This is a genomic window from Micromonospora sp. NBC_01405 (assembly GCF_045040155.1).
Classification (GTDB): Bacteria; Actinomycetota; Actinomycetes; order Mycobacteriales; family Micromonosporaceae; genus Micromonospora.
The window spans coordinates 2,983,431-3,007,162 of record NZ_CP109532.1 but is presented as its reverse complement, the minus strand read 5'-3'; the positions used below and the strand labels follow the sequence as shown (position 1 = coordinate 3,007,162).

The following is a 23,732-nucleotide window of genomic DNA, read 5'->3' as shown; positions in this document are numbered from 1 at the left end:
TCGACACCGCCGACCCGAGGAGGGTCATGAGCTCCGGCCCCACCACCGCACCCGCCCTGCCCCCTGCCCCGGCCGAACCCGGCGGCCCGCGCCGCCGGCTCGGCCGGTGGCTGCTGCTCCCGGTGGCCGCCAGCGCGGTGGCGCTGGGCACCACGGTGGCCCTGGCCACCAACGGGGACCTGCCCGGGCGGCCGGCCCCGACGGTCACCGACGCCGCGTCCGAGGGTGCGGGCCTCGGCCCGGCCGCCCCCGGCGCCCGGCCGACGCCGAGCGGGGACGAGGGCTTCGGCAACAGCCCGAAGTCCGCCTCGCCGAGCCCGAGCGTCAGCGGCGGGACGGAGGCCGGCGTGTTCCCGGGCGGCCGGAACACCCTCCCGGGGGCCAGCATCCACCTCAAGGACGGGGAGAACTTCGCCGCCGGGTTGGCCCGGTCCGACCGCAGCTACGGGCCGCTGCGCATGGTCCGGGTCTTCTACCCCGGCCTGCCGCCGTCCTGGTCCGGCAGCCGCGCCGACGCCGCCGACCGGACCGTGGTGGTCTCGTTCAAGGCGCCGCCCGGCGAGGTGGCCGCCGGCCGGCACGACTCCCGGCTCGCCGCCTGGTTCCGCTCCGTCCCCCGCAACCTGGACGTCTACTGGTCGTACTTCCACGAGCCGGAGAACGACATCGCCCAGGGCTCGTACACCGCCGCGCAGTACCGGGCCGCGTGGCAGCGGCTCGCCGGGATCGCCGACCGGGCCGGCAACGCCCGGCTGCGGGCCACGCTGATCCTCATGTGCTGGACGCTCAACCCGAGCTCGCGCCGCACCTTCGAGGACTACTGGCCGGGCGGCGACGCGATCGACGTGCTCGGCTGGGACTGCTACAACAGCGGCGGCAAGTTCAACCGGTACACCGACCCCGCGCAGGTCTTCACCCCGATGATCGCCAAGTCGAAGGCGCTCGGGAAGCCGTGGGGGCTCGCCGAGACCGGCAGCGTCCGGATCGCCGGGGACAGCGGCGCGGGGCGGGCCGCGTGGATCCGGGCGATGAGCCGGTACCTCGACGGCCAGCGCCCGCTGTGGGTGGCCTACTACGACTACCAGGTCGCCGGGGGCGACTTCCGGCTCACCGACGCGCCGAGCCAGGAGGCGTGGCGGGCCTGGTGCGCCGCCTCCTGACGCTCAGATCCCCCGGCCGCGTTTGTGCAGCGTACGCAGGACGCGGTCGGGGTCGACGGCCCGGCTGGCCACGGCTAGGGCCAGGTACGCGCGCGGCTCCCGGGGGTTGCGGGACAGCGTGCGCCGGGCCCAGCGGACCGCCTCGCCCCGGTTGCCCATCGCCGCCTGGGCGAAGGCGATCTGCCCGCTGACCCGGGCCTCGCCGGCCGGCACGGTGGCGAACTCCGGGTACCGGCCGAGCAGCCACTGCAACGCCGTGGCGATGGTCTCCCAGCGCTGGGCGAAGAACGACTGCTTGTGCCAGCGCACCGTCACGTACGGCTCGACGACGTTCACCAGCGGGGCGTGCCGGGCGGCCCGGAGCAGGAACTCGTAGTCCTCCGCGTAGCTGCCCGGGATCTCCTCGTCGACCAGCCCGATCCCGGCGAGCAGCGCGTCCCGGCGGATCAGGAACGTCGACGGGTGCAGCTCGGTGTGCCGGTCCCGCAGCAGGGCGGCCAGCGGCACCCGGTCCACCGAGAGCACCCGGTCGACCGGGGGACGGCCGTCGTAGTCGACCCGGATGCCACAGCTCACGAACGCCCCGTCCGGGGCGGCGCGCAGCGCGGCCACCTGCGCGGCGAGCTTGCCGGGCAGCCACTCGTCGTCGTCGTCGCAGAACGCCACCAGGTCGCCCGTGGCGGCCAGGATGCCCGTGTTGCGGTTGCCGGCCAGGCCCGGGGTGCGCTGGTTGACCAGCACGGTGACCCGGGGGTCGTCGGCCAGCGAACGATCCGGCTCGGACTGGTCGTAGACGACCACCACGTCGACCGGGCCGGGGTATTCCTGGCCGAGGATCGCGTCGAGGGCCTTGCGCAGCAGCTCCGGGCGGTCCCGGGTGGGGACCACCGCGGTCACCGACGGGTGCTCGTTCAACGGCTCGGTCATGGTGCCTCCGTGGAGCCCGGGCGGCCGAGGCCGACGTATCCGTACCGCAGCCGCAGCGGCAGCGTCGCGACGCTCACCACCGCCCGGCTGCGCGAGGGCAGGGCCGTGCGCCAGGCATCGTCCTGCCGGACCCGCAGCGGCCCCGCATTGAACCGCAGCGGGTTGCCGGCGATGCTGTGCGCCCGGACCAGCGGTGTGGGCGTCGGGTCGAGCACCCGCAGCGCGTCCGGGGTGTCTGCCAGGCCGGCGAAGCGACGGACCCGGGCGACGGTGCCGCGCGGGTCGGCGGTGAAGTCCTCGTAGCGCAGCCGGATCACCGGCGCCCGGGTGGCGAGCAGGTGGAACGCGGCGTTCTGCGCCGTCCACAGCTTGCTCACCGTGAACGGCGAGAAGGTCGGCATGTACGCCTCGGCGTCCACCACCTCGGGCCGGCGCACCTGCTTCGCCCACGAGTGGGCCACCGCCCGGCTGTCCCGGACCAGGTGCAGCACCCGCAGGTCGAGGTCGTCGGCCCAGCGCAACGCGAACGCCGTCGAGGCGTGCTTGCTGGAGTCCACCACGACCTGCGCCCCGGTCACCGCCATCGCGGCGGCGTAGATCCGGGTGTAGAAGTCGGCGTAGCGACGCACCTGGGCCAGCTCGGCGGCGGGCAGGTCGCCCCGGGCCAGCCGGGGGATGTGCCGGGTCCGGTCGACGGTGGCCTTGAGCGCGAGCACGTCGTCGCGGTCGACGGCCGACCAGCCGCCGAACGCGTGCTCGCCGACCCGCTGCCAGAAGTCGCAGGCGGTGAACCGCTCCCCGCAGCCGCACCGCTCGTCGCCGCCGAGGGCCCGCTCCCACAGGTGGACCACCTCACCGACGGCGCAGACGTCGGGGTGCTGGGCGAGGATCAGCTCCAGCAGCGTGGAGCCGCTGCGGCCGAGGCCGCCGACGAACAGCACCCGGGCGTTCACCGCCACCACCTGCGCCGCCCCGGCTCCCGGCTGGTCCGGACCAGGTCCTCGACGATCCGGCCCACCGCCGTGGCGGCGGCAACGCGGGGGTCGGGCCGGCCCGGGTCGGCAGACAGCGCGTACGCCCGTGGGTCGGCCACCCCCCGGTCGAGGGCCGCGACCAGGTCGGCCTCTGACTCGGCCAGCCGGACCATCCCGGCCACGCCGAGGCGGCGGGAGAAGAGCTGCTGGTGGTCGTCGACGTGCTCGTTCCTGGTCGGGTCCCGGGGCACCACGATCGGCAGGTGCCCGTGCCGGCGCGCCTCGGTGATGGTGGCCGGCCCGCCGTGGCAGACCACCAGGTCGGCCTCGGTCATCGCCCGCTGGAGCTCGTCGTGGGCCAGGAACGGGGCCGCGTCGGCGAGCCTGGGCGCGCGGCTGCGCCCGTGCTGGACGACGAGGCGAACCTCGGGGGCGAGGGCGTCGCGGCCGGCGTGCCAGCGCTCCAGCCACTCGACCAGCCGGTCGAACCGGTGCACGTCGGTGCCGACCATGGCCAGCACGGTGCGCCGGGCCGGGGTGTTGGTGCGCTGGCGGGGGATGGGCAGGCTCACAGCAGGTTTCCCACTACGGTCGCCTTCGGGTAGAGCCGGCGCTGCTCCTCCCACTGCACGAGCATCGCGGAGAGGAACGGCCGGCACAGCCGGGCCGACAGCGTCGCGGTGTCGATCCGGTCATACACCTCGATGTAGACGGTGGGGATGCGGCGCAGCCGGGCCACCACCACGAACGGCACGGCGACCCCGGCGCCGGTGGTGACCACAGCGGCGACGTCCCGCCCGCGGAACACCCGGACGGCGAGCCACATGTTGCGGGCCAGGTTCTTCACGTTGCGGGTGGTCGGGTGATGTGCCCAGACCACGTCCTCGCCGTCGAGCAGCGACCGGGCGTCCGGGGTGTCGAACGTGACCCAGGAGTGGGCCCGGTCGCGATACCACGGTTGCAGCGCCACCAGCTGGGCGAGGTGCCCGCCGCTGGATCCGACGAGCATGACTTCACCAGACTCCACGTCACCCGCCTCCCACGGCCCCGGCCGCGCCCCGGGACACGCCCAACGGGGCGGTCGACCGGACGGCACGACGCCGCAACAATGTATCGGCCACCCGGCCGGGAACATAAGTGGCTCTCACCATCATCGGACCTGTCGGATGATCGGCTGCGGCCCTTCCGCCAGTGCCTCACTCCGCCGTCCCGTGCCTAGACTGCCTGCTGACAGCAACCCGGGCGAGAGGATGGCGGATGACCGACACGGCCGAGGCGGCGCAGGGCGGCGGCAGTCGGGCGGTCACCGTCCTGTATGTCTGCGGTATGCCGCGCAGCGGCTCGACCCTGCTCGACCTGATGCTCGGCCAGTTCGTCGGGCACTGCGACGTCGGCGAGCTGTTCTACCTGTGGCAGTCCGGCGTCGAGCGGAACTTCCGCTGCGCCTGCGGGGAGCACTTCGACGCCTGCCCGTTCTGGGGCGAGGTCGGTCGGCGGGCGTACGGCGGGTGGACCCAGGTCGACGTGGCCGACGTGCGGGCGTTGCAACGCCGGGTCGACGCCACCGGAAAGCTGCCGCTGATCGTGAACTCCCGGATGTCCCCGGCGTTCCGACGGGACCTGGACCGCTACACCGAGCTGCTGACGAAGCTCTACCGGGCGGTGGCCGACGTGTCCGGGGCGAAGGTGGTGGTGGACTCGACCAAGCGCCCCTCGCTGGCGTACATCCTGGCCCGGGCCCCGCAGATCGACCTGCGGCTGGTGCACGTGCTGCGCGACCCGCGCGGGGTGGCGTACTCCTGGAGCCAGGTCGTCGAGCTGCCCGAGGGCACCTCGACGAAGGGCCGGATGAACCAGCGCTCGGCCCGGCTGACCGCCCGCCGCTGGGTCACCGTCAACGCGATGGTGGCCGCGCTGGCCCGCCGTGGCGTCCCCCGGGTCACCGTCCGGTACGAGGACCTGGTCCGCGACCCGCGCGCCGAGCTGGGCCGGATCGCCGCGCTCACCGCCGACGTGACCGGCGTCGTGGACCCGTTGGAGTTCCTGCGGGACAACGAGTTCGACCAGGCCGGCTCGCACGCGGTCGCCGGTGGCCGGATCCGGATGCGTAGCGGTCCCATCACCCTGGCGCTGGACGAGAAGTGGCGCCGGGAGTACGCCCCGGGCCACCGCCGGCTGGTCGGCGCGCTGACCTGGCCGCTGCGCCGCCGCTACGACTACCGCTGACCCGCCCGCCGCTCCCCGCCGACCCCGTGCGTGGCTCGACCCGGGCGGCGGGCTCAGGGGCGGGCGGCGGCCAGGTGGGCGTCGAGGGTGTCCAGCAGCTCCGGGGCGCGCTCGTAGTCGAACTTGCGGGCGAAGTGCGCCCCGCTGGCCAGCGCCCGGGGCAGGTCCTCGGCGGTCAGCGACTTCGGGTGGTTGAAGGTGCTGTCCCGGAAGTCGAAGTACCGCTTGCAGTCCGGCACCAGGTTGAACAGCCCGGAGCTGCACGCGATGGTCTGGAAGACGGCCTCCACCGGGGAGAGGCAGCGTCGGAAATACGACACCACGTCCGGCCGCCGGTCGAAGTACTCCCGCAGGTACGCCACCACCGGCCAGCTCAGGGAGGTGAACGCCGACCCGCCGTGCAGGCGCAGGTCGGGCCCGAACGGGGTGCGGGCCCGGCGGCCCACCGCCAGCCCGTACGACACGTGCACCCGGACCAGCGGCTGCACCCGGTTGATCGCCTGGATCGGGCGGAGCAGCTTCTTGCCCCGGGGGGTGAGCGGGAGCAGTCGGCGGTGCTGGAAGTGGTAGCGGGACCGGACCCGGCGGCTCGGCCAGTGGCTGTCCGGGCCGAACGCGTCCCAGTACTCCATGAACCCGTCCGCGCCCGAGTCGACCAGCTCCGCCTCGCACTCGCCGAGCGGCCGCAGGGGGTAGTCCTGACCGGTGATGTTCACCAGCCAGTCGACCTGCACCCCCTCGTCGTTCAGCCAGTCCACGGCAGCCATGTAGCGGTCCACATGACTGAAGTCACCATAACCGCCCTCGTGTGTCTGCACGACGACGTCGGGCAGCGAGCGCAGCTCGGTGAGGTCCAGCGGGGGGCCGTTGACGTCGTGGCTGATGTGCACCACGCTGTCCGGGCTGTACCGCTTCACGGCGTGGACCAGCCGGTTCATCTGTTCGGGGGACCGGTGGCTCTGGATGTGGTAGCAAAACCGCACCCCCCCATCCTGCCTCCCGAACCCGGCTGCGGAGAAGCGGACCTTCGTCGGCTTCCCCTCACCGCCCGGATCGGGGAGACTCAGGGTTCCGCCATGGTGCCGCCCGCTGCGGCCGACTGGCCGGTCCCGGTCCACAGGAAGCGACACAGCCCGATGCCCTCGCCTCACCACGCCGATCTGCGCGATTCAGACGGTCCCACGCTGATGACCTACCTCGAGTGGCTGCGCCGCCGGTGGTGGATCCTCGTGGTGGCCGCGCTGCTGGGCGCGGGCGCCGGCATGCTGGTCAGCCAGGTGCAGACCCGCACGTACGTCTCGACGACGTCGCTGCTGGTCCGCCAGGTCGGCCAGGACGCCAACCAGGGCACCAAGGTCAACCTGGACACCGAGGCCCAGGTGGTCCGCTCCCTGGTGGTGGCCGAACGGGCTCGGGCCCTGCTGAAGACGGCCATCCCGCCGGAGGACCTGGTCCGCTCACTGTCGGTAACCGTGCCGCCGAACAGTCAGGTGCTCCAGATCGTGTACGAGGCGCAGAGCCCCGAGGCTGCGCAGGCCGGGTCACACTCTTTCGCCCAGGCGTACCTGGACCTGCGGCTGGCCACCGCCACCCGGTCGTTGGAGAACGAGACGACCGCGCTCAAGCAGCAGATCACCGAGACCAACAAGCAGCTCGCCGCAGTCGCCGGGAAGATCGCCGGGACCCCGTCCAACTCGGTCGAGCGGGCCCGCGCCGAGGCCGACCGGAACGTGCTGACCAACCAGCTCGCCAGCCTCAACAGCCGGCTGAGCCCGCTGCTGAGCATCGTGCTCGACCCCGGCGAGATCATCTCCGACGCCGCGCTGCCCCGAAAGCCCAGCTCCCCGAACACCACCCTCAACCTGGCCAGCGGCCTCGGCGCCGGGCTGCTCTTCGGGATCGTGGTCGCCCTGGTGCTGGACCGGCTGGACACCCGGGTCCGGCGCGGCCGGGACGTGGCCGAGCGGCTCGGCCTGCCGATGCTGCTGGAGCTGCCGCCCCGGCCGACCGGGCTGACCGTCCTGCCGGCGGCCCACGAGGTCTCCCGGGAGCTCGGCCGGCTGCGCAACGTGTTGCAGTCCACCATGCCCGAATCGCGGCCCGGGCGGGGCCGTCTGCTGCTGCTCACCGACACCTCCCCCGGCCCGGCCGCCGGCTTCGTCGTCGGCAACCTCGCCGCGGCGTACGCCCGCACCGGGGCACAGGTCGCGGTGGTCACCACCAAGCCGGACTCCCCGCTGGCCGGGATGCTCGACGGGGTCCGGCCCCGGCACACCCTCGCCGACGTGCTGCGCCACGACGTCTCGGCGCTCACCGCGCTGACCCCGGCCCCCGGCCTGAACCAGCTCCGGGTGCTGCTCCCGGGCAACCTCGACACCGAGGTGGAGCTGCCCGTCGCCACCATGCTGGAGATCCTCGCCGAGTTGGCCGCCCGCTTCGACCACGTGCTGATCGAGACGGCCCAGCCGACGGCGGCGGTCGAGGCGCAGGCGCTGGCCCGGCACGTGGACGGCGTGATCCTGGTGGTCGAGGGCGGGCAGACCCGCAGCAGCGAGATCACCGCCGCGATGCGGCAGTTCGAGCAGGTCGACGCGCCGGTCCTCGGCGCGGTGCTGACCCCCCGGCTGACCGACCGGGGCCCGACGGTCCGGCCGGCCCCGCCCACCTCGCCGGCCCGCCGGGAGGGCCCGCCGTCGCCCCGCCCGCGGCCGACGCCCGCCGGGCGGCCCCAGCCGGGCGCGCCGAACTTCGAGTCCACGATGATCCTGCCCCGAGCCGGCGCGGGTGCCCGGGACACCGCCGCCAGGCCGGCCCCCGCCCCGCCCGGCACGGGCAAGTCGGGCCCGGTCCCGCCCGGCATGGCCAAGTCGGGCCAGGCCCCGCCGCCCGGGCCGCCGAAGCCGGCGGCCCAGCAGAAGCCCACCGGCAAGTCCACCGTCTACCGCTCCGCCCGGGACACCGACGGCCCCGACCCCAGCCGGTACTCGATGGCCCTCGACCCGGTCGAGGAGCGGGAGTGACCCGCCGGCGGACGCTGGGCACGACGCTCGCGGTCGTGCTCGTCGCCGCGCTCGGCGCCGGCTGCGCCGAGGAGCAGGCGCCCGGCGCGACGAACGTGGTGGACCCGGGTTCCCCGGCACCCCGGCCCAGCCCCACCCCGAGCCTGCCGGCCGCGCCGCTGTCCGGAAAGCCGGTCGCGGCGGCGACGGCCGCCCGCCAGGCCGTGGTGGTGCCGCTGCGGGTGACCGCCGGCACCAGCCCGGCCGGGCTGGCCGAGGCCGACCTGGTCTACCAGGAGTTCGCCGAGTCGGAGAGCCTGCACCTGACTGCGGTCTACCAGTCCCGGGACGCCGCCCGGGTGGGACCGGTCGCCGAGATCCGGCCGGTGGACATCCGCACGGTCGGCGTGCTGCGCCCGTTCGTCGGCTACGCCGGCGGGCCCACCGGGTTCCTCCGCCAGTTCGAGGCGGCGGACCTGCCGGGGGTGACCCCGGCGCAGCGCTCGGCCGCGTTCCCGTCCGGCCAGGCGTCCGTCGCCGCGCTGCGGCAGGCGGCCCCGAAGGGCGGCCCCGCGCCGACCCGCGTCTTCGACCACGCCATCCCGGGGACTGCGCTGGCCAGTCAGGGCGTCACCCCGGCCGGCAGGCTGACCGTCACCGCGCCCGGCCACCCCGGCCAGACCTGGACGTACGACGCGGCCAGCTCGTCGTGGCGCGGCCGGGTCGGCAAGGCCACGGTGAGCGTCGCCTCGGTGGTCGTGCTGACGATGGAGTACCGCACCATCGACGTCCGCAAGCCCAGCCCCCGTTCCCTGCCGGGGGCGAACGTGTACGGGTCCGGGGCCGCGGTGGTGGTGTCCGGGCCGTCCAGCGCGAAGGCGCAGTGGAGCAAGCCCGGGCAGAAGCTGGTGTGCAACGTCACCGACACGGCCGGCTACCAGATCCGCCCGCAGCCCGGACCGGCCTGGGTGATCTACGCCCCGAAGACCGCCAAGGTCAGCGTGACATGACCACGGCCGCCCCGCTCCGGCCCAACCCCGGGCCGGAGCCGGCGCGGGCCGGTCGCCGTCCGGCCGACCCGCCGCAGAGCCCGCCGGCCGGCGGGGCTCGCCGCTGGTCGCTGCGGCTGCCCGTCGCCTGGCCGGTGACCGCGCTCTTCGTGCTGTACCCGCTGTGGTGGGCGCTCGGCCTGCCCTCGTTCATCTTCGCCATCCTGGCCGTCCCGATGGGCTTCCAGCTCTACCGGCGCGGCGCCGTGCGGGTGCCGCCGGGCTTCGGCATCTGGCTGATCCTGCTGGCCTGGGTGGTGCTGTCCGGGCTGATGCTCGACATCACCGCCCCCAACACGCTCACCCCGAACGGGTCCGGCCGGTACATCGGCTGGGGCATCCGGGTGATGAACTACACCGCGCTGACCGTGACGATGCTGTACGTGCTCAACCTCAGCGAGCGCGAGCTGCCCCGCAAGCGGCTGGTGAAGCTGTTCGGCTTCATGGCCGTGATCACCGTCGTCGGCGGGTACGTCGGCGCGCTGTTTCCCCAGCTCAAGTTCGTCGCGCCGCTGAACTACATCCTCCCCGCCGCCATCGCCAAGGAACCGTTCGTCAACCGGTTGATGCACGTCGAGGTCGCCCAGGTGCAGGAGGTGCTCGCCGGGGAAGCCAGTTCGCCCCGCCCGGCCGCCCCCTTCGAGTACACCAACACCTGGGGCGAGAACATGGCGATCCTGCTGATCTGGTTCATCGTCGGCTGGGTGGTCCTCGGCCGGGGGCCGCGCAGGCTCACCGGGTACCTGGTGGTGGCCGCCGCCATCTTCCCGATCGTCTACTCGCTCAACCGGGGGCTGTGGATCGGCCTGGTGATCGGCGCGGTGTACGTGGCGGTGCGGATGGCGCTGCGCGGCCGGATCGTCGTCCTGGTCGGGTTGGCGCTGGCCACCGGCCTGGTCGGGGTGGCGGTGCTCGCCTCGCCGTTGGGTGCCCTGCTCAACGAGCGGATGGCCAACGGGCACAGCGACGACATCCGGTCCACCCTGTCCAACGGGGCGGTGGAGGCGGCGAACCACTCACCGGTGCTCGGCTACGGCGGCAACCGGGCGCTGATCGGCAGCAACCGGTCCATCGCGATCGGCAAGTCGGCCGACTGCAAGCAGTGCGGCAACCGGGAGTTGGGCAGCAACGGCCAGCTGTGGAACCTGCTGACCGGCCAGGGGTGGGTGGGCGCGTTCTGCTACAGCGCGTTCTTCCTCTGGTGCCTGTGGCGGTTCCGGCACGACCACACCCCGATCGGCATCGCCGGCAGCCTGGTGCTGATCCTGATGCTGTTCTTCCAGTTCCTCTACGGCTCGCTCAACACCACCCTGGCGTACGGGCTGATCAGCGTGGCGCTGCTCGCCCGCAACGACCTGCACCTGCGCGAACTGCGCCGCGAGGCCCGGCTCGCCGCACTGGAGACGACGGGCCCGCGCGCGTGGCCGGAACGGCGGTCCCACTGATGCTCACCCCACCCCCGGGCGCGGACGCCCGCGGCGCGTACCTGCCCGAGCTGGCCGGCGTGGTCTGGCCGGCGCCGGCCCGACCGGCGCTGCGGCGCGGCGGCCGGGCCGGTTTCGCGGTGGTCCCGTCGGCCGCGCGACCCCGGCTGCTGGTCCCGGCCGGCTCCCGGCGGGCGGCGGCGGGCGCGGTCCGGCACTCCACCGAGGCGCAGGGGGCGAAGGCCCGGCTGCGCCGCGCGGTGCTGGCGGCGGCGTTCCGCACCGGGCTGGGCCGGCTCGCGTTCCGGGACCGGCTGGTGGTCGACGCCGCCGCCGACGCGCTCGACGCGCACCTCGCCGCCGTGCTGGGCCGGCCGGCGCTGCTGAGCATCCACATCGGTCCGGCCCGGGCCAACCGCAAGCCGGTGGTCCAGCTCCTCGACGCTGTCGGCGACCCCATCGGGTACGCCAAGCTCGGCGTCGACCCGCTCACCCGGGCCCTGGTCGACGCCGAGGCGGCGGTGCTGGGCCGGCTGGCGACGCTCGACCTGCCCGGAATCGCAGCGGCCGAGGTGCTGCACCACGGCACCTGGGGCGGGCACGCCCTGCTGGTGCAGAGCGCCCTGCCGGTGGGCCTGCCCCGGGCCGCCCCCGCTCGGGCCGCCGAGGCGGAGCGGGCCGCCATGGTCGCGGTGAGCCGCTGCGTCGGCGTCGACCGCCGGCCGTACGGCGAGAGCGCCCATGCCCGGCGACTCGCCGGCGAGCTGGCGGCGCTCGGCGACCGCCCGGAGGCGGCCCGGCTGCGCGCCGTGCTGGCCGAGGTTCGCCGCGCCGACCCGGTGCTCGACCTCGGCGCCTGGCACGGCGACTGGAACGGCGGCAACAGCGCCGCCCTGGCCGACGGCCGGGTGCTGGTCTGGGACTGGGAACGGTTCGCCGACGACGTGCCGGTCGGCTTCGACGCCCTGCACCGTCGGGTGCAGACGGCGATCACCCGGGCCGGCGTGGAGCCGCGGGTGGCGGCCGGGCGGCTGATCGCCGACGCGGCCGGGGCGTTGGCGGAGTTCGGGCAGCCGGCCGGGGTGGCCGATCTGGTGGCGGTGCTCTACCTGGTCGAGCTGGCCGCGCGGTACCTGCGCGACCGGCAGGCCGAGGCGGGCGCCCGGCTGGGACACGTGGCCGCCTGGCTGTTGCCGGCGGTGGAGGATCACCTGGCCGGTCGGCCGGGCGCGGGAGGAGTGGCGAAGTGACGTTGGTAAAGGCACAGGCGCGGCGCGCGGTGCGGTCGGTGAGTCGGACGTACGGCCGGTGGACCGCCGGGTCGCGGCTCGCCCCCGACTTCCTCATCGTGGGTGCCCAGAGGTGCGGCACGACGTCGCTGTTCAAGACCCTCTCGCAGCACCCGGCGGTGCTGCCGGCGAACTACCACAAGGGCGTGCACTACTTCGACACCGGCTACGACCGGGGGATGGACTGGTACCTGGGGCACTTCCCGACCGTCCGGCAGGCCGAGGCGGTCCGGGAGCGGGCGGGGGTGCGCGGGGTGACCGGCGAGTCGAGCCCGTACTACATGTTCCACCCGCTGGCCGGCGAGCGGATCGCGAGGGACCTGCCGGACGTGCGGCTGCTGGTGCTGCTGCGCGACCCGGTGGAGCGGGCGTACTCGGCGCACTCGCACGAGGCGGCCCGGGGCTTCGAGCCGGAGGGCTTCGAGCGCGCCCTGGAGCTGGAGGAGGAGCGGATCGCCGGTGAGCGGGAGCGGCTGCTCGCCGACCCGACCGCGCACAGCAACCACTACCAGCACAACGCCTACCTGACCCGGGGACGCTACGTCGAGCAGCTCGAACGGCTGGAGTCGATCTTCGGTCGGGATCGGCTGCACGTGGTCGACGCGGACGACTTCTTCGCCGACCCCCGGCCGGCGTTCGACGCGGTCTGCGACTTCCTCGGCCTGCCGCACTGGGCGGGGATCTCGTTCGGCAAGCACAACGCCCGGTCCCGCTCGCCCATGGACCCGGCGCTGCAGGCCCGGCTGGAGGAGCACTTCGCCCCGTACGACGAGCGGTTGAGCGCCTGGTGGGGACGCGTGCCGTCGTGGCGACGGTAGCGCCGGCCCGGTCACCGGGCGGCGAGCTGGGCGGGGCGGCCCGGCACGGGGTGGCGAACCTGCTCGGGGTGGCGGTCGCGGCGGTCGCCGGGTTCGGCCTGAACATCGTCGTCACCCGGGCCTGGTCCATGGCGGACGCGGGCCTCTTCTTCGCCGCCACCAGCGCCTTCATGATCGCGTACGCGGCGGCCCGGCTGGGCACCGGCGTCGGCTCGGTCTACTTCCTGAGCCGCTACCGCACCCTCGGCCAGCCGGAGCGCATCCGCGCGTCGGTGCTGGTCGGGCTGCTGCCGGTGGTGCTGTTCGGCACGCTGATCGCGCTGGCCGGCTGGTGGGCCGCCCCGCGGATCGTGGCGCTGACCTTCGACGAGCCGGTGCCCGGGGCGGTGCGGGCGCTGCGGGTGCTGCTGGTCTTCGTGCCGGTGGCCGCGCTCTGCGACTTCGCGTTGGCCGCCTGCCGGGGGTTCGGCAAGATGCGCCCGCTGCTGCTGGTCGAGCGGCTCGGTCGGACCGGGCTGCAACTGGTCGGGGTGGGCCTGGTCGCCCTGTTCGGTCTCTCCGCCACCACCGCCCTGCCGCTGGCCTGGGCGCTGCCCTACCTGCCCGCAGCGCTGCTCGGCACCGTGTGGCTGGCCCGGCTGGTCCGGCGGGCCGAGCGGGGGGCGCAGGCCCCGCCGGTGTCGCTGCGGGAAGAGTTCTGGCCGTACTGGCGCTACAGCGGCCCCCGGGCGCTGAGCGGGCTGGCCCAGATGGCGGTGCAGCGGCTCGACATCGTGCTGCTCGGCGCGCTGCGCGGGCTGTCCGAGGCTGCGCTCTACACGGCGGCCACCCGGTTCCTGGCCCTCGGGCAGCTCTCCGGGCAGGCGCTGTCCACCGCCGTGCAGCACCGGCTGGCCGAGCACCTCGTCCGCGACGACCGGGCCGCCGCCGGCCGGCTCTACCAGGCCGCCACGGGGTGGCTGGTGCTGCTGGCCTGGCCGGCGTACCTGCTCTTCGCGGTCTTCGCCGAGCCGATGCTGCACCTGTTCGGCGACGGGTACGCCGCCGGCCAGCGGGTGACCGTGTTCCTGGCGCTGAGCATGCTGGTGGCCACCGGCTGCGGCATGGTCGACACGGTGCTCAACATGGCCGGCCGGACGTCCTGGACGTTCTACAACGCGCTGGCCGGCACGGTCGTCAACGTGGTGCTCAACGTGCTGCTCATCCCGCGCTTCGGCATCATGGGGGCGGCGGTCGCCTGGTCGGCGTCCATCCTGATCACCAACCTGGTGCCGCTGGCCCAGCTGCACCACGCGTACCGGCTGCACCCGTTCGGCCGGGGCACGCTCGCCGCCGCCGGGCTGGCGGTGGCCTGCTTCGGAGTGCCGGCGCTGCTGGCCCGCACGGTGGCCGACGTCGGGCCGGTCACGTTGGCCGTGCTGGCGGTGCTCGGTGCCGCCGGGTACGCCGCCGGGGTGTGGCGGCTGCGCCGGGTGCTCCAACTCGACGCGCTGCGGGCGCTGCGCCGGGGTCGGCGGCGCTGAGGTCCCGACCGCGGGCCTGTCCACTGAACGTCCGCCATCGGCACGCCGGTGGCCTCAGCACGGGGAAGGTACGGCAACGATGAAGCGGTTCCAGACGGCGGTGGTGCTCCTGCTCGGATCGGCGCTGGCCGTGTCGGCGTGCTCCAAGCCGGCTCCGGACTTCGTGCCGCCGCCGGCCACACCGACCGGCACCGCGCCGGGCCCGAGCCCCCGCCCGGCGGACGGCCTGCGCACCACCGGGCGCGGCCCCGAACTGCCCGGGGAGGGCGTCTGGCTGGGCGCCTGGGTGAAGCCGGACTGGCAGACCCCGGAGGGTCGGGTCGAGGCGCTGACCGCGTTCGGGGAACAGACCCGTGGCAAGGTCGTCCTTGCGCACATGTTCCACGACTGGGAGGACGACTTCCCCGGCCCCACCGAGCACGCGTTCCAGGCGGCCGGGAAGCTTCAAATGATCTCCTGGTCCGGCGCCGACACCCGGTCCATCCGGGACGGGGTGTACGACCAGCTGATCCGGCAGCGGGCCGAGAAGATCAAGCAGTTCGGGGTGCCGCTGCTGCTGCGCTGGCGGTGGGAGATGGACCGCCCCAACCTGACCCAGAGCGTGCACTCCCCGGAGGACTACGTCGCCGCCTGGAAGCGGATCCGGGGCATCTTCACCGAGGTGGGGGCCACCAACGCCGGCTTCGTCTGGTGTCCGCACGTGCAGGGTTTCGTCGACGAGAAGCGCAACGCCGCCGCGTACTACCCGGGCGACGACCAGGTCGACTGGCTCTGCACCGACGTGTACCCGGGCAAGGAGTTCGACGGCTTCGCCGAGCAGATGGACACCTTCATGGCCTTCGCCGCCAAGCACCCCCGGCCGGTGGTGATCGGCGAGTTCGGGGTGACGTACCCGGGCGGGCCCGGCCAGCGCGCCGCCTGGCTGAGCGAGGCCCGCGACTACGTCAAGCGGCACCCGCAGATCAAGGCGGTGGTCTACTTCGCCGCGAAGCAGAACACGAAGCCCGTGTACGACAGCACGTTCAACGACGACCCGGAGGGGCTGGCCGCGTACCGGGAGCTGACCGCCGACCCGTGGTTCGCCGCGCCGCCCCCGCCGGTCCCGGTGCACGGCCCCCGTACCGAGTGACGCCGTCGGCTCGCCCGGTTGGGCCGGACGGGCCGAAAAAAGCGACAATGACGACAGGCACATCGGACACCCCGGGGTAGACGCCGCGCGTCCGATACGACATCGTGTCCTCAGACTTTTCGTCGCCGGTCGTCGCCTCCCCGACCGGCAGTGACCGACCGGGTCCGCCCGGTCACGGAGGCATTCCCAAATCAGTTCTCCGCCGTTCCTCCGGAGTTGCCCGTGACCCGTCTTCCGGCGCTCACCCGCCGACCGCTCGCGGTCCTGACCGCCACGCTCACCGCCACCGGCGTGCTCGTCGCCGGCCCGGCACCCGCCGCGCCCGACCACACCACCGTGGTCGGAGCGGTCCCGTCCACCCTCACCCCCGACATCATCGACGGCACCGTCTTCGCCATCCACGACGCCGGCAGCAAGGTGATCGTCGGCGGCTCGTTCACCGGGGTGCAGAACCGCGACTCCGACGTGACCGTCGCCCGCAAGTACGTGCTGGCCTTCGACAAGGCCACCGGCAAGGTGGACACCACGTTCGTGCCGGCGGTCGACGGCGAGGTCTACGACGTGCTCGCCGGCCCCACCGCCGGCACCGTCTACCTCGCCGGCAAGTTCAACAACGTCAACAGCACCGCCCGCCGCAAGCTCGCCCTGGTCAACCTCTCCAACGGCAGCCTGGTCACCAGCTTCCCCAACCTGGCCTTCAACGGCGTGGTCAACGACGTGGCCCGGGTCGGCACCCGGCTGCTGGTGGGCGGCACCTTCACCACCGCCGCCAGCCAGGCGCGCGGCGGCCTGGTCTCGGTCAACGCCACCACCGGCGCGGTCGACGGCTACCTCACCGCCAAGCTGACCGAGCACCACAACTACGACGGGGTCAGCGGCGCGACGGCCGGCGTCGGCGCCGAGAAGCTGGCCGTCTCGCCGGACGGCACCCAACTCGTGGTGATCGGCAACTTCAAGAAGGCCAACGGGGCCCTGCACGACCAGGTGGTCCGGCTCGCCCTCGGCAGCACCGCGGCGACCGTCTCGTCCTGGAACACCAACCGCTACGAGCCGCGCTGCGCCTGGAAGAAGTTCGACTCGTACGTGCGGGACGTGAGCTTCTCGCCGGACGGCAGCTACTTCGTCGTCGCCACCACGGGCGGGCCGTCCGCCGGGACGCTCTGCGACGCCGCGACCCGCTGGGAGACCTCGTCCACCGGCACCGCCGTCCAGCCGACCTGGGTCAACTACAGCGGCGGGGACACCTTGCTCTCGGTGGGCATCACCGAGAAGGCGATCTACGTCGGCGGCCACTTCCGCTGGTTGAACAACACCTCGGCCACCGACTCGGCCTTCCCGGGCGCGGTCGCCCGACCCAGCATCGCCGCGCTCGACCCGCTCAACGGCCTGCCGCTGGCCTGGAACCCGGGCCGGAACCCGCGCGGGTACGGCGTGGCGGAACTGCTGGTCACCCCGCAGGGCCTCTGGCTCGGCTCCGACCAGCCCTGGATCGGCAACCGCAAGTACCGCCGGGAGCGCATCTCGTTCTTCCCGCTGGCCGGCGGCGCCGCCCCGCACTCCACCGCCACCGCCGCCCTGCCGGGCAATGTCTACCAGGCCGGGGTCGGCAGCGGCACGGCGAACACGGTGCAGCGCCGGTCGTACGACGGGACGGGCACCGTGGGCGCGGCCGCATCGGTCGCCAACCCCGACGGCACCACCTGGTCGACGGCCAAGGGCGCATTCTGGGTCGGCGGCACCCTGTTCTACGGGATCAACGGCGCGCTGTGGCGGCGCACGTTCAACGGCACCACGTTCGGCGCCCCCAAGCTGGTCGACCCGTACCACGACCCGCTGTGGGACACGGTGGTGACCGGCGGTGGGCCGGAGGGCCAGACGTTCCGGGGCGCCACCGTGAGCTTCTACCCGGAAATCGCGAACGTGACCGGCATGTTCTACACCAACGGGCGGCTCTACTACACGCTCAGCGGGCAGGCCGGCCTCTTCTGGCGCTGGTTCAACCCGGACAGCGGGACCGTCGGGGCGGACAAGTTCACCGTGGCCGGCGCGACCGGCTTCACCGACTCCGGCAGCGTCTTCGTCTCGGGGTCCCGGATCTACCTGATCAGCCGCACCACCGGCAACCTGTCGTCGGCGAGCTGGGTCAACGGGGCGCCCTCGGGTGCCTGGACCGTGCGCAGCGGCCCCGCCGTCAACGGGGTCGACTGGCGGGCCCGGGCGGTCTTCACCGGCCCGTAACCGTCGTCGCAAGGCGGGGGACGACCCCGCCCGACCGGCCTCCACCGACGGCCCGGTCCCCTCGCGGGGGCCGGGCCGTCGGCGTCCCGCCGCCCGCGGGGCCCACCGGCGGTACGGGGGCATCGCCGTACCGGCCCCGGCTCGCTACTGTCGTGACGTGCCCACAGAGCCTCTCCGCTGCGCCGGCGCGCTCATCGTCGACGACGACAGCCGCCTCTTCATCCAGCGCCGGTCCCCGCAGCGGGTCCTGTTCCCCGGCACCTGGGACATCGTCGGCGGCCACCTGGAGCCGGGCGAGGGGGTCGAGGACGCGCTGCGCCGGGAGGTCACCGAGGAGACCGGCTGGACCGTGTCGCACGTCCTCGGCCCGGTCGGCGAGTACCGCTGGACCGGCGCCGACGGGCTGGACCGGATCGAGATCGACTTCCTCGTCCGGGTCGACGGCGACCTGAGCCGGCCCCGGCTGGAGGAGGGCAAGCACACCGAGTTCCGCTGGCTGGCCGAGCGGGACGTCGCCCTGCTGGACGAGCACCGCGACGTCGACGACGGGCTGATCCGGCGGATCGCCGAGGACGCCTTCGCGGCGCTGCGCTCGATCGGTCTGTGAGCGACGACGTCGAGCTCGCGCCGCACCGGTTCGCGGGGCTGGTCGCCCCGCCGGTGGACCGGGTCTTCGTCGCCGGCATCCTCGCCGGCCGCGACGGGGGCGGCGCGGAGCTGAGCCAGCGGTACGGCGGGCCGGCGGCCACCGGCTTCCTGATCGAGTTCCGCACCCGGCTGGCCGCGCCGGGCGGGACCGTCGACCCGGCGGGCTTCGCCGCGGTGACCCGGTACCGGGACCCGGGGTCCTGCCAGCGGGCGCTGGACAAGCAGGTCGCCTACGGCATGCTGCACCGCCGCCCCGACGGCTGCTTCTCCGCGACGGAACGCGGGCAGGCCTTCCTCACCGAGATCTACCAGGTGCACGCCGAGGTGACCGAGGAGCTGTGGGCCGGGCACGACGACCGGGTGCTCCGGCTGGTCGAGGCGCTCGGCCGGCTGCTCACGTACGCGATGGTCGCCGCCGAGGAGGAGCCGGGCTCGGCCGGCGACGCGTTCGCCGTGATGGCACCTCCGCACGAGCCGGACGGCGCCTCGCCGGGGGTGCTGCTGCTCAACCGGCTCGGCACGCTGCGCTACCACCGGGCCGACGCGCACGAGGCCGCGTGGACGGCGGCCGGGCACACCGCGCTCAGCATCACCGAGCTGCCGGACGGCCCGGAACGGCTGGCCATCGAGCAGGAGACGGACCGGCGGGCGGCGGGCCCGTACGCGGTGCTGACCGCCGACGAGCGGCTGGCCGTGCTCGCCGACCTGGCCGCGCTGCCGGGGTGAACCCCGGTTGACGGCGGGCGTGTTCCGTCCCGGCGCTATCCTCCACCGGTGACCCGGAGTCGTACGAGGGAGAACGTCGCATGATCGGTATGGTGCTCGCCGCCGGTGCGGGGCGTCGACTGCGCCCGTACACCGACACCCTGCCCAAGGCGCTGGTGCCGGTGGACGGTGAGACCACCATCCTGGACATCGCGCTGCGCAACCTCGCCGAGGTCGGGCTGACCGAGGTGGTGATCGTCGTCGGGTACGCCGCGGACGCGGTCGTCTCCCGCCAGGCGGAGCTGGAGAAGCGCCACGGCGTCACGATCAGCCTCGTGCACAACGACAGGGCCGAGGAGTGGAACAACGCGTACTCGCTCTGGCTGGCCCGGGAACACTTCGCCCGGGGCGTCCTGCTGGTCAACGGCGACACCGTGCACCCGGTGAGCGTGGAGAAGACCCTGCTGGCCGAGCGCGGCCCGGGCATCCTGCTCGCGGTGGACACCATCAAGGCGCTGGCCGAGGAGGAGATGAAGACCACCTTCGACGCCGCCGGCCAGCTCACCCGGATCACCAAGCTGATGGACCCGGGCGAGGCGTACGGGGAGTACATCGGCGCGACGCTGATCGAGCCGCAGGTGGCCGACGCCCTCGCCGACGCCCTGGAGACGACCTGGCGGCGCGACCCGAACCTCTACTACGAGGACGGCTACCAGGAGTTCGCCGAGCGGGGCGGGGAGGTGCGGGCGGCGCCGATCGGCGACGTCTCCTGGGTCGAGGTCGACAACCACGCCGACCTGGCCCGGGCGCGGGAGATCGCGTGCCGCTGCTAGCCCGAACGGTCCTCACCCCGCTGCACATCGACGTGCGGCGGGGCGCGGTGGCGGACCTGGCCGCGATCCTCGCCGACGGCCGGATCTCCGCCGGGGGCGACGTGGCCGTGGTGGTCGGGCCGGGGCAGGGCGGGCAGATCGCCGAGCTGATCCGCCCCTCGCTGCGCTCGGCGGACGTGTTCACGGTGACGGGCGGCACCCTGGACGCCGCCGACGACCTCGGCGGGAAGCTCCGCGCCCGCTCGTACGACGCGGTGGTGGGCATCGGCGGCGGCAAGACCATCGACGTGGCGAAGTACGCGGCCACCCGGCGCGGGCTGCCCATGGTCACGGTGGCGACGAGCCTGGCCAACGACGGCATCGCCTCCCCGGTGGCCTCGCTGATCACCGAGGGGATCAAGGGCTCCTACGGGGTGCACATCCCGATCGCGGTCATCATCGACCTGGACTTCGTGGAGGCCGGGCCGGAGCGGCACAACCGGGCGGGCATCGGCGACGTGGTGAGCAACATCAGCGCGCTGGCCGACTGGGAGCTGGCCCGGCAGGTACGCGGGGAGCCGGTCGACGGCCTGGCCGCCTCACTGGCCCGGATGGGCGCGGAGGCGGTCCTCGCGCATCCCGGCGACATGACCGACGACGCGTTCGTCACCGTGCTCGCCGAGGCGTTGATCTCCAGCGGCCTGGCGATGGCGATCTGCGGCACGAGCCGCCCGTCCAGCGGCGGTTGCCACGAGATCATGCATGCCGTGGACGCGCTCTTCCCGGGCACCGCCTCGCACGGCGAGCTGGCCGGGCTGGGCGCGCTCTTCTGCACCTGGCTGCGGGGAGACCTGCGCCGGTTCCGGGAGATGTCGGCCTGCCTGGCCCGGCACGGCCTGCCCCGGCTGCCGGCCGACGTGGGGCTCAACGACGACCAGTTCGTGGAGGCGGTGCAGTTCGCGCCCCGGACCCGGCCGGACCGGTACACCATCCTGGAGCACCTGGCGATGTCGCCTTCCGAGACGCGGGAGCGGCTGGCAGACTACGCCGGTGCACTCCGCGACCACCTTGACTGATTCGTCCCGCCCCTCCGTAGCCGACTTCCACCGGGTCAACCGGGGCGGTGGCCTGTTCAGTGAGTCGGTCAGCCAGTGGCTGGGCGCGGTGTTCGCGCTGGTCGCCCAGCGGCTCGGGCTGCGCCCGACCGCGCTGACCATCGCCAACCTGGTGCTCGGCCTGGCCACCTCGGTGACGGTGGTGGCCCTCGCCGGCCGGGTCGCCGCCGGGGACGTGCCGGCCTGGGTGGTCGGCCTGGCCGCGCTGGTCGGCTGGCAGGTCGCGTACGCCCTGGACTGCGCCGACGGGCAGCTCGCCCGGGTGACCGGGCAGGGCAGCGCGGCCGGCGCGCGGGTGGACGTGCTCTGCGACGTGGCCGCCCAGATCGCCCTGGTGGCCGCGCTGTCCGCCACGGCCGTGGCGCAGCGCCCGGAGACGCCGTCCTGGCTGGTCGCCGTCTTCGCGGGCACCTGGATGGTCAACCTGGTGACCTCGGTGATGCAGGCCGGCCCGAACGCGGCCAGCATGGTCACCTCGACCTCGCTGCCGGTGCGGCTGGCGAAGCTGGTCCGCGACTACGGCGCGGTGATCTTCGTGGCCGGGCTGGTGCTGGCGTTCGCCCCGGCCCTGGTTTTCTGGGTGATCGTGGCGTTCACGATCGTCAACGGCGGCTTCCTGCTGGCCAGCATCGCCTTCTCGGCCCGCGCCTCGCTGCGCTAGTACGTTTCGTCGGAGCTGTCCTGTTGTGCGACGAGGCGGCGGACAGCCTCTGCGTGGGGATCGCCGAGTGGGTCGAGGATCTGGAGTGCCTGCTGCCAGCAGCGCTGTGCATCGTCGCGTTGGTCGGTGGCATGGAAGGTGTCGCCGAGGGCGGCGAGGGTGAGTCCTTCGCAGCGTCGGTCGTCGAATCTGCGGAAGAGTTCCAGGGCCCGCTCATGCTGTTCGAGGGCTTCGTCGAGTTGGCCGGTCTGCTGGTAGGCCAAGCCGAGGGGGTAGGAGGCCCAAGCGACGCTCCATTGGTCGTTGATGCCGTCGAGGATGGTGACCGCTTGCCGGTAGTGGTCGATGGCGGTGTCGAGGTGTCCGCGTGCGCGGTGGCAGTTGCCGAGACTGAGCAGCGACATGCCTTCGCCTCGGGTGAGGCCGTGGCGCCGGAAGACCTCCCGTGCCTGGCTGTAAAGGTTGAGGGCCTCTTCTATTCGTCCGAGTTCCTCGTGGATGAGGCCCAGGCCCCGGAGGCAGAATCCTTCTACCCAGTGGTCGTTGACGTCGCGGCTGGCGTCAACGCCTTGGCGGTAACAGTCGAGCGCGGCCTCGCGCTGCTCCGTCCGCCAGTAGGCGTCGCCGAGGCAGCGCAGGTTGGCGGCCTCGCCGAGGCGTGACCCGGCGGACCGGGCGGCACGTAGGCCGGTGAGGTGGACGTCGCACCAGTCGGACCAGTACGACTTGAGTTCGAAGAAGCCGTCACTGACCACGGGTAGCTGCCAGGCGATGTCGTGGTCACCCAGCTGGTCTGCTTGTCGAACGTTGTCGAGGAGGTTCAGGCGTTCCCGCTCGAACCATGCCATTGCCTCGGCCACCGCGCTGGGGGGAGTGAACGGCACGTCGGGTCCGGCTGGGGGGAGAGGGATGGCGTGGGAGTAGGGGAGGATGACTTTCCGGCCTTCCTCCGCCATCCACAGGTACCAGGTGTAGACGCGGCGTCGCGCTTGGCGTTGCTGCTCGGGGATCTCTTCGGCTTGCGCGCGTTCGAGGGCGTAGGCACGCAGAAGGTCGTGGAACAGGTACCGCTCGCGGGCGGGATTCTGCACGAGGTGCGCTGCGGTGAGCTGGTCGAGCAGCTTGCGGGCTCGGGGGAGGTTCAGGCCGGTGATGGCTGCTGCGGCGGCGGCGGATATGTCGGAGCCGGCGTGCAACCCGAGGAGGCGGAAGAACCGCGCTGTTTCCTCGGGCAGCGCCTGGTAGGACCAGGAGAACACGGCCCGGACGTCGGACAGTTCGTCATCGTCGACGGTGAGGGCGTCAAGTTGATGGTCGACGAGTGCCAGGTCGGCCACGAACTCCGCGAGGGTGGCGTAGGGGGTGTTGGCGATGCGTTCCCCGATGATCCGCAGGGCTAGCGGGAGGTAGGCGCAGCGGCGGGCGAGTTCGGCGGCTGCCTGCGGCTCGGCGTTGACACGGTCGCCGCCGATGCTGTCGCTCAGCAGCGCAACTGCTTCGTCGGGAGACAGGACGTCCAGGGTCATGCGTGACGCTCCTTCCCGCGCGACGAGGCCGGAAAGCCGGCTGCGGCTGGTGATGATCGCCATGCAGCTCGGGGTCGCCGGCAGCAGCGGCCGAACCTGGCCGACCGTGGACACATTGTCCACGACGATCAACACCCGTTTGCCGGTCAGGACGGACCGGTAGAGGGCGGCGCGTCCCTCGGTGTCCGTCGGGATCTGTTCGGCCGGCACGTGGAGTGCGCGCAGGAATGTGTCCAGTGCCTGTCCGACGTCCAGGGCCGGGCCTGGGCCGTAGCCGCGCATGTCGACGTAGAGATCGCCGTCGGCGAACCGCTGCCGGACCCGGTGCGCCCAGTGCACGGCCAGCGCTGTCTTGCCCACGCCGGGGGCGCCCGCGATGGCCGCGACGGTCATCGACTGGCCTCCCGCAGCCGTCGCGTCGTTCTCGACGGGCAGTGCGGCATCCAGTCGGGTGATGGTCTGCTGGCGGTTGACGAAGCGGGTCGCGTCGAGGGGCAATTGTCGAGGCG

At 73.5% G+C, this 23,732-nt stretch carries 21 protein-coding genes; 15 read left to right on the top strand and 6 right to left on the bottom strand.

Annotated features, from left to right (window positions below; all coding sequences use genetic code 11):
• The first annotated feature begins 26 nt into the window (after positions 1-26).
• Entirely contained in the window at positions 27-1,160 is a 1,134-nt protein-coding gene (locus OG559_RS12625; RefSeq protein WP_405115387.1) for a hypothetical protein, read from the top strand.
• Between the two features lie 3 nt (positions 1,161-1,163).
• Here the strand turns inward: OG559_RS12625 and OG559_RS12620 are convergent, their stop codons facing one another.
• The 4 genes from OG559_RS12620 to OG559_RS12605 are packed head-to-tail and all read right to left on the bottom strand — an operon-like array spanning position 1,164 to position 4,070.
• A complete protein-coding gene (locus tag OG559_RS12620; protein ID WP_405115385.1) occupies positions 1,164-2,087 on the bottom strand; it encodes a glycosyltransferase family 2 protein in 924 nt (307 codons plus the stop codon).
• On the bottom strand, positions 2,084-3,049 hold the full coding sequence (locus tag OG559_RS12615; RefSeq protein WP_405115382.1) for a sulfotransferase family protein: 966 nt from the start codon (positions 3,047-3,049) through the stop codon (positions 2,084-2,086). Before OG559_RS12615 ends, OG559_RS12620 begins: the two co-directional genes overlap by 4 nt.
• Positions 3,037-3,573, bottom strand: coding sequence for a glycosyltransferase (locus OG559_RS12610; RefSeq protein WP_396672083.1), 537 nt, complete (start codon positions 3,571-3,573; stop codon positions 3,037-3,039). The genes OG559_RS12615 and OG559_RS12610 overlap by 13 nt, the downstream gene beginning before the upstream one ends.
• A gap of 56 nt (positions 3,574-3,629) precedes the next feature.
• Positions 3,630-4,070 (bottom strand): UDP-N-acetylglucosamine--LPS N-acetylglucosamine transferase, encoded by a 441-nt coding sequence (locus OG559_RS12605; RefSeq protein ID WP_387022801.1) that lies wholly within the window; start codon positions 4,068-4,070, stop codon positions 3,630-3,632.
• A 248-nt stretch (positions 4,071-4,318) separates the two neighbouring features.
• Here OG559_RS12605 and OG559_RS12600 point away from each other — a divergent pair, with 248 nt between their 5' ends.
• On the top strand, positions 4,319-5,287 hold the full coding sequence (locus OG559_RS12600) for a sulfotransferase (protein ID WP_405115379.1): 969 nt from the start codon (positions 4,319-4,321) through the stop codon (positions 5,285-5,287).
• Between the two features lie 53 nt (positions 5,288-5,340).
• On the opposite strand, the gene OG559_RS12595 is transcribed toward OG559_RS12600, so the two are convergent.
• Positions 5,341-6,270: a hypothetical protein gene (locus tag OG559_RS12595; protein WP_405115377.1), complete on the bottom strand. Its 930-nt coding sequence runs from the start codon at positions 6,268-6,270 to the stop codon at positions 5,341-5,343.
• A 204-nt stretch (positions 6,271-6,474) separates the two neighbouring features.
• Between OG559_RS12595 and OG559_RS12590 the strand changes: the two genes are divergently transcribed.
• From OG559_RS12590 to OG559_RS12530, 13 genes are all read left to right on the top strand, one after another.
• Entirely contained in the window at positions 6,475-8,307 is a 1,833-nt protein-coding gene (locus OG559_RS12590; protein WP_405115375.1) for a lipopolysaccharide biosynthesis protein, read from the top strand.
• Positions 8,304-9,296: a DUF3048 domain-containing protein gene (locus OG559_RS12585; RefSeq protein WP_405115372.1), complete on the top strand. Its 993-nt coding sequence runs from the start codon at positions 8,304-8,306 to the stop codon at positions 9,294-9,296. The genes OG559_RS12590 and OG559_RS12585 overlap by 4 nt, the downstream gene beginning before the upstream one ends.
• The gene (locus OG559_RS12580) at positions 9,293-10,780 is read left to right on the top strand and encodes an O-antigen ligase family protein (protein WP_405115370.1); all 1,488 of its coding nucleotides are present in this window, start codon (positions 9,293-9,295) and stop codon (positions 10,778-10,780) included. Before OG559_RS12585 ends, OG559_RS12580 begins: the two co-directional genes overlap by 4 nt.
• A complete protein-coding gene (locus tag OG559_RS12575; RefSeq protein WP_405115368.1) occupies positions 10,780-12,009 on the top strand; it encodes a hypothetical protein in 1,230 nt (409 codons plus the stop codon). The genes OG559_RS12580 and OG559_RS12575 overlap by 1 nt, the downstream gene beginning before the upstream one ends.
• Positions 12,006-12,866 carry a sulfotransferase gene (locus tag OG559_RS12570; RefSeq protein WP_405115366.1) on the top strand — a complete coding sequence of 287 codons (861 nt, stop codon included), beginning with the start codon at positions 12,006-12,008 and terminating at the stop codon, positions 12,864-12,866. The genes OG559_RS12575 and OG559_RS12570 overlap by 4 nt, the downstream gene beginning before the upstream one ends.
• Entirely contained in the window at positions 12,854-14,389 is a 1,536-nt protein-coding gene (locus OG559_RS12565) for a lipopolysaccharide biosynthesis protein (protein WP_405115363.1), read from the top strand. Before OG559_RS12570 ends, OG559_RS12565 begins: the two co-directional genes overlap by 13 nt.
• A gap of 79 nt (positions 14,390-14,468) precedes the next feature.
• A complete protein-coding gene (locus OG559_RS12560; protein WP_405115361.1) occupies positions 14,469-15,518 on the top strand; it encodes a glycoside hydrolase family 26 protein in 1,050 nt (349 codons plus the stop codon).
• Positions 15,519-15,740: 222 nt separating this feature from the next.
• A complete protein-coding gene (locus OG559_RS12555) occupies positions 15,741-17,756 on the top strand; it encodes a hypothetical protein (RefSeq protein WP_405115359.1) in 2,016 nt (671 codons plus the stop codon).
• A gap of 157 nt (positions 17,757-17,913) precedes the next feature.
• Positions 17,914-18,363 carry an NUDIX hydrolase gene (locus tag OG559_RS12550; RefSeq protein WP_387022614.1) on the top strand — a complete coding sequence of 150 codons (450 nt, stop codon included), beginning with the start codon at positions 17,914-17,916 and terminating at the stop codon, positions 18,361-18,363.
• Positions 18,360-19,130, top strand: a complete 771-nt coding sequence (locus OG559_RS12545) for a hypothetical protein (RefSeq protein ID WP_405115357.1) — start codon at positions 18,360-18,362, stop codon at positions 19,128-19,130. The genes OG559_RS12550 and OG559_RS12545 overlap by 4 nt, the downstream gene beginning before the upstream one ends.
• Positions 19,131-19,210: 80 nt before the next feature.
• Positions 19,211-19,942 carry a sugar phosphate nucleotidyltransferase gene (locus OG559_RS12540; protein ID WP_405115355.1) on the top strand — a complete coding sequence of 244 codons (732 nt, stop codon included), beginning with the start codon at positions 19,211-19,213 and terminating at the stop codon, positions 19,940-19,942.
• Positions 19,930-20,997, top strand: a complete 1,068-nt coding sequence (locus tag OG559_RS12535; RefSeq protein WP_405115353.1) for an iron-containing alcohol dehydrogenase family protein — start codon at positions 19,930-19,932, stop codon at positions 20,995-20,997. The genes OG559_RS12540 and OG559_RS12535 overlap by 13 nt, the downstream gene beginning before the upstream one ends.
• Positions 20,972-21,697, top strand: coding sequence for a CDP-alcohol phosphatidyltransferase family protein (locus tag OG559_RS12530; RefSeq protein WP_405115351.1), 726 nt, complete (start codon positions 20,972-20,974; stop codon positions 21,695-21,697). The genes OG559_RS12535 and OG559_RS12530 overlap by 26 nt, the downstream gene beginning before the upstream one ends.
• Here the strand turns inward: OG559_RS12530 and OG559_RS12525 are convergent.
• On the bottom strand, positions 21,694-23,721 hold the full coding sequence (locus OG559_RS12525) for an ATP-binding protein (protein ID WP_405115349.1): 2,028 nt from the start codon (positions 23,719-23,721) through the stop codon (positions 21,694-21,696). The genes OG559_RS12530 and OG559_RS12525 overlap by 4 nt on opposite strands.
• Positions 23,722-23,732 lie beyond the last annotated feature (11 nt).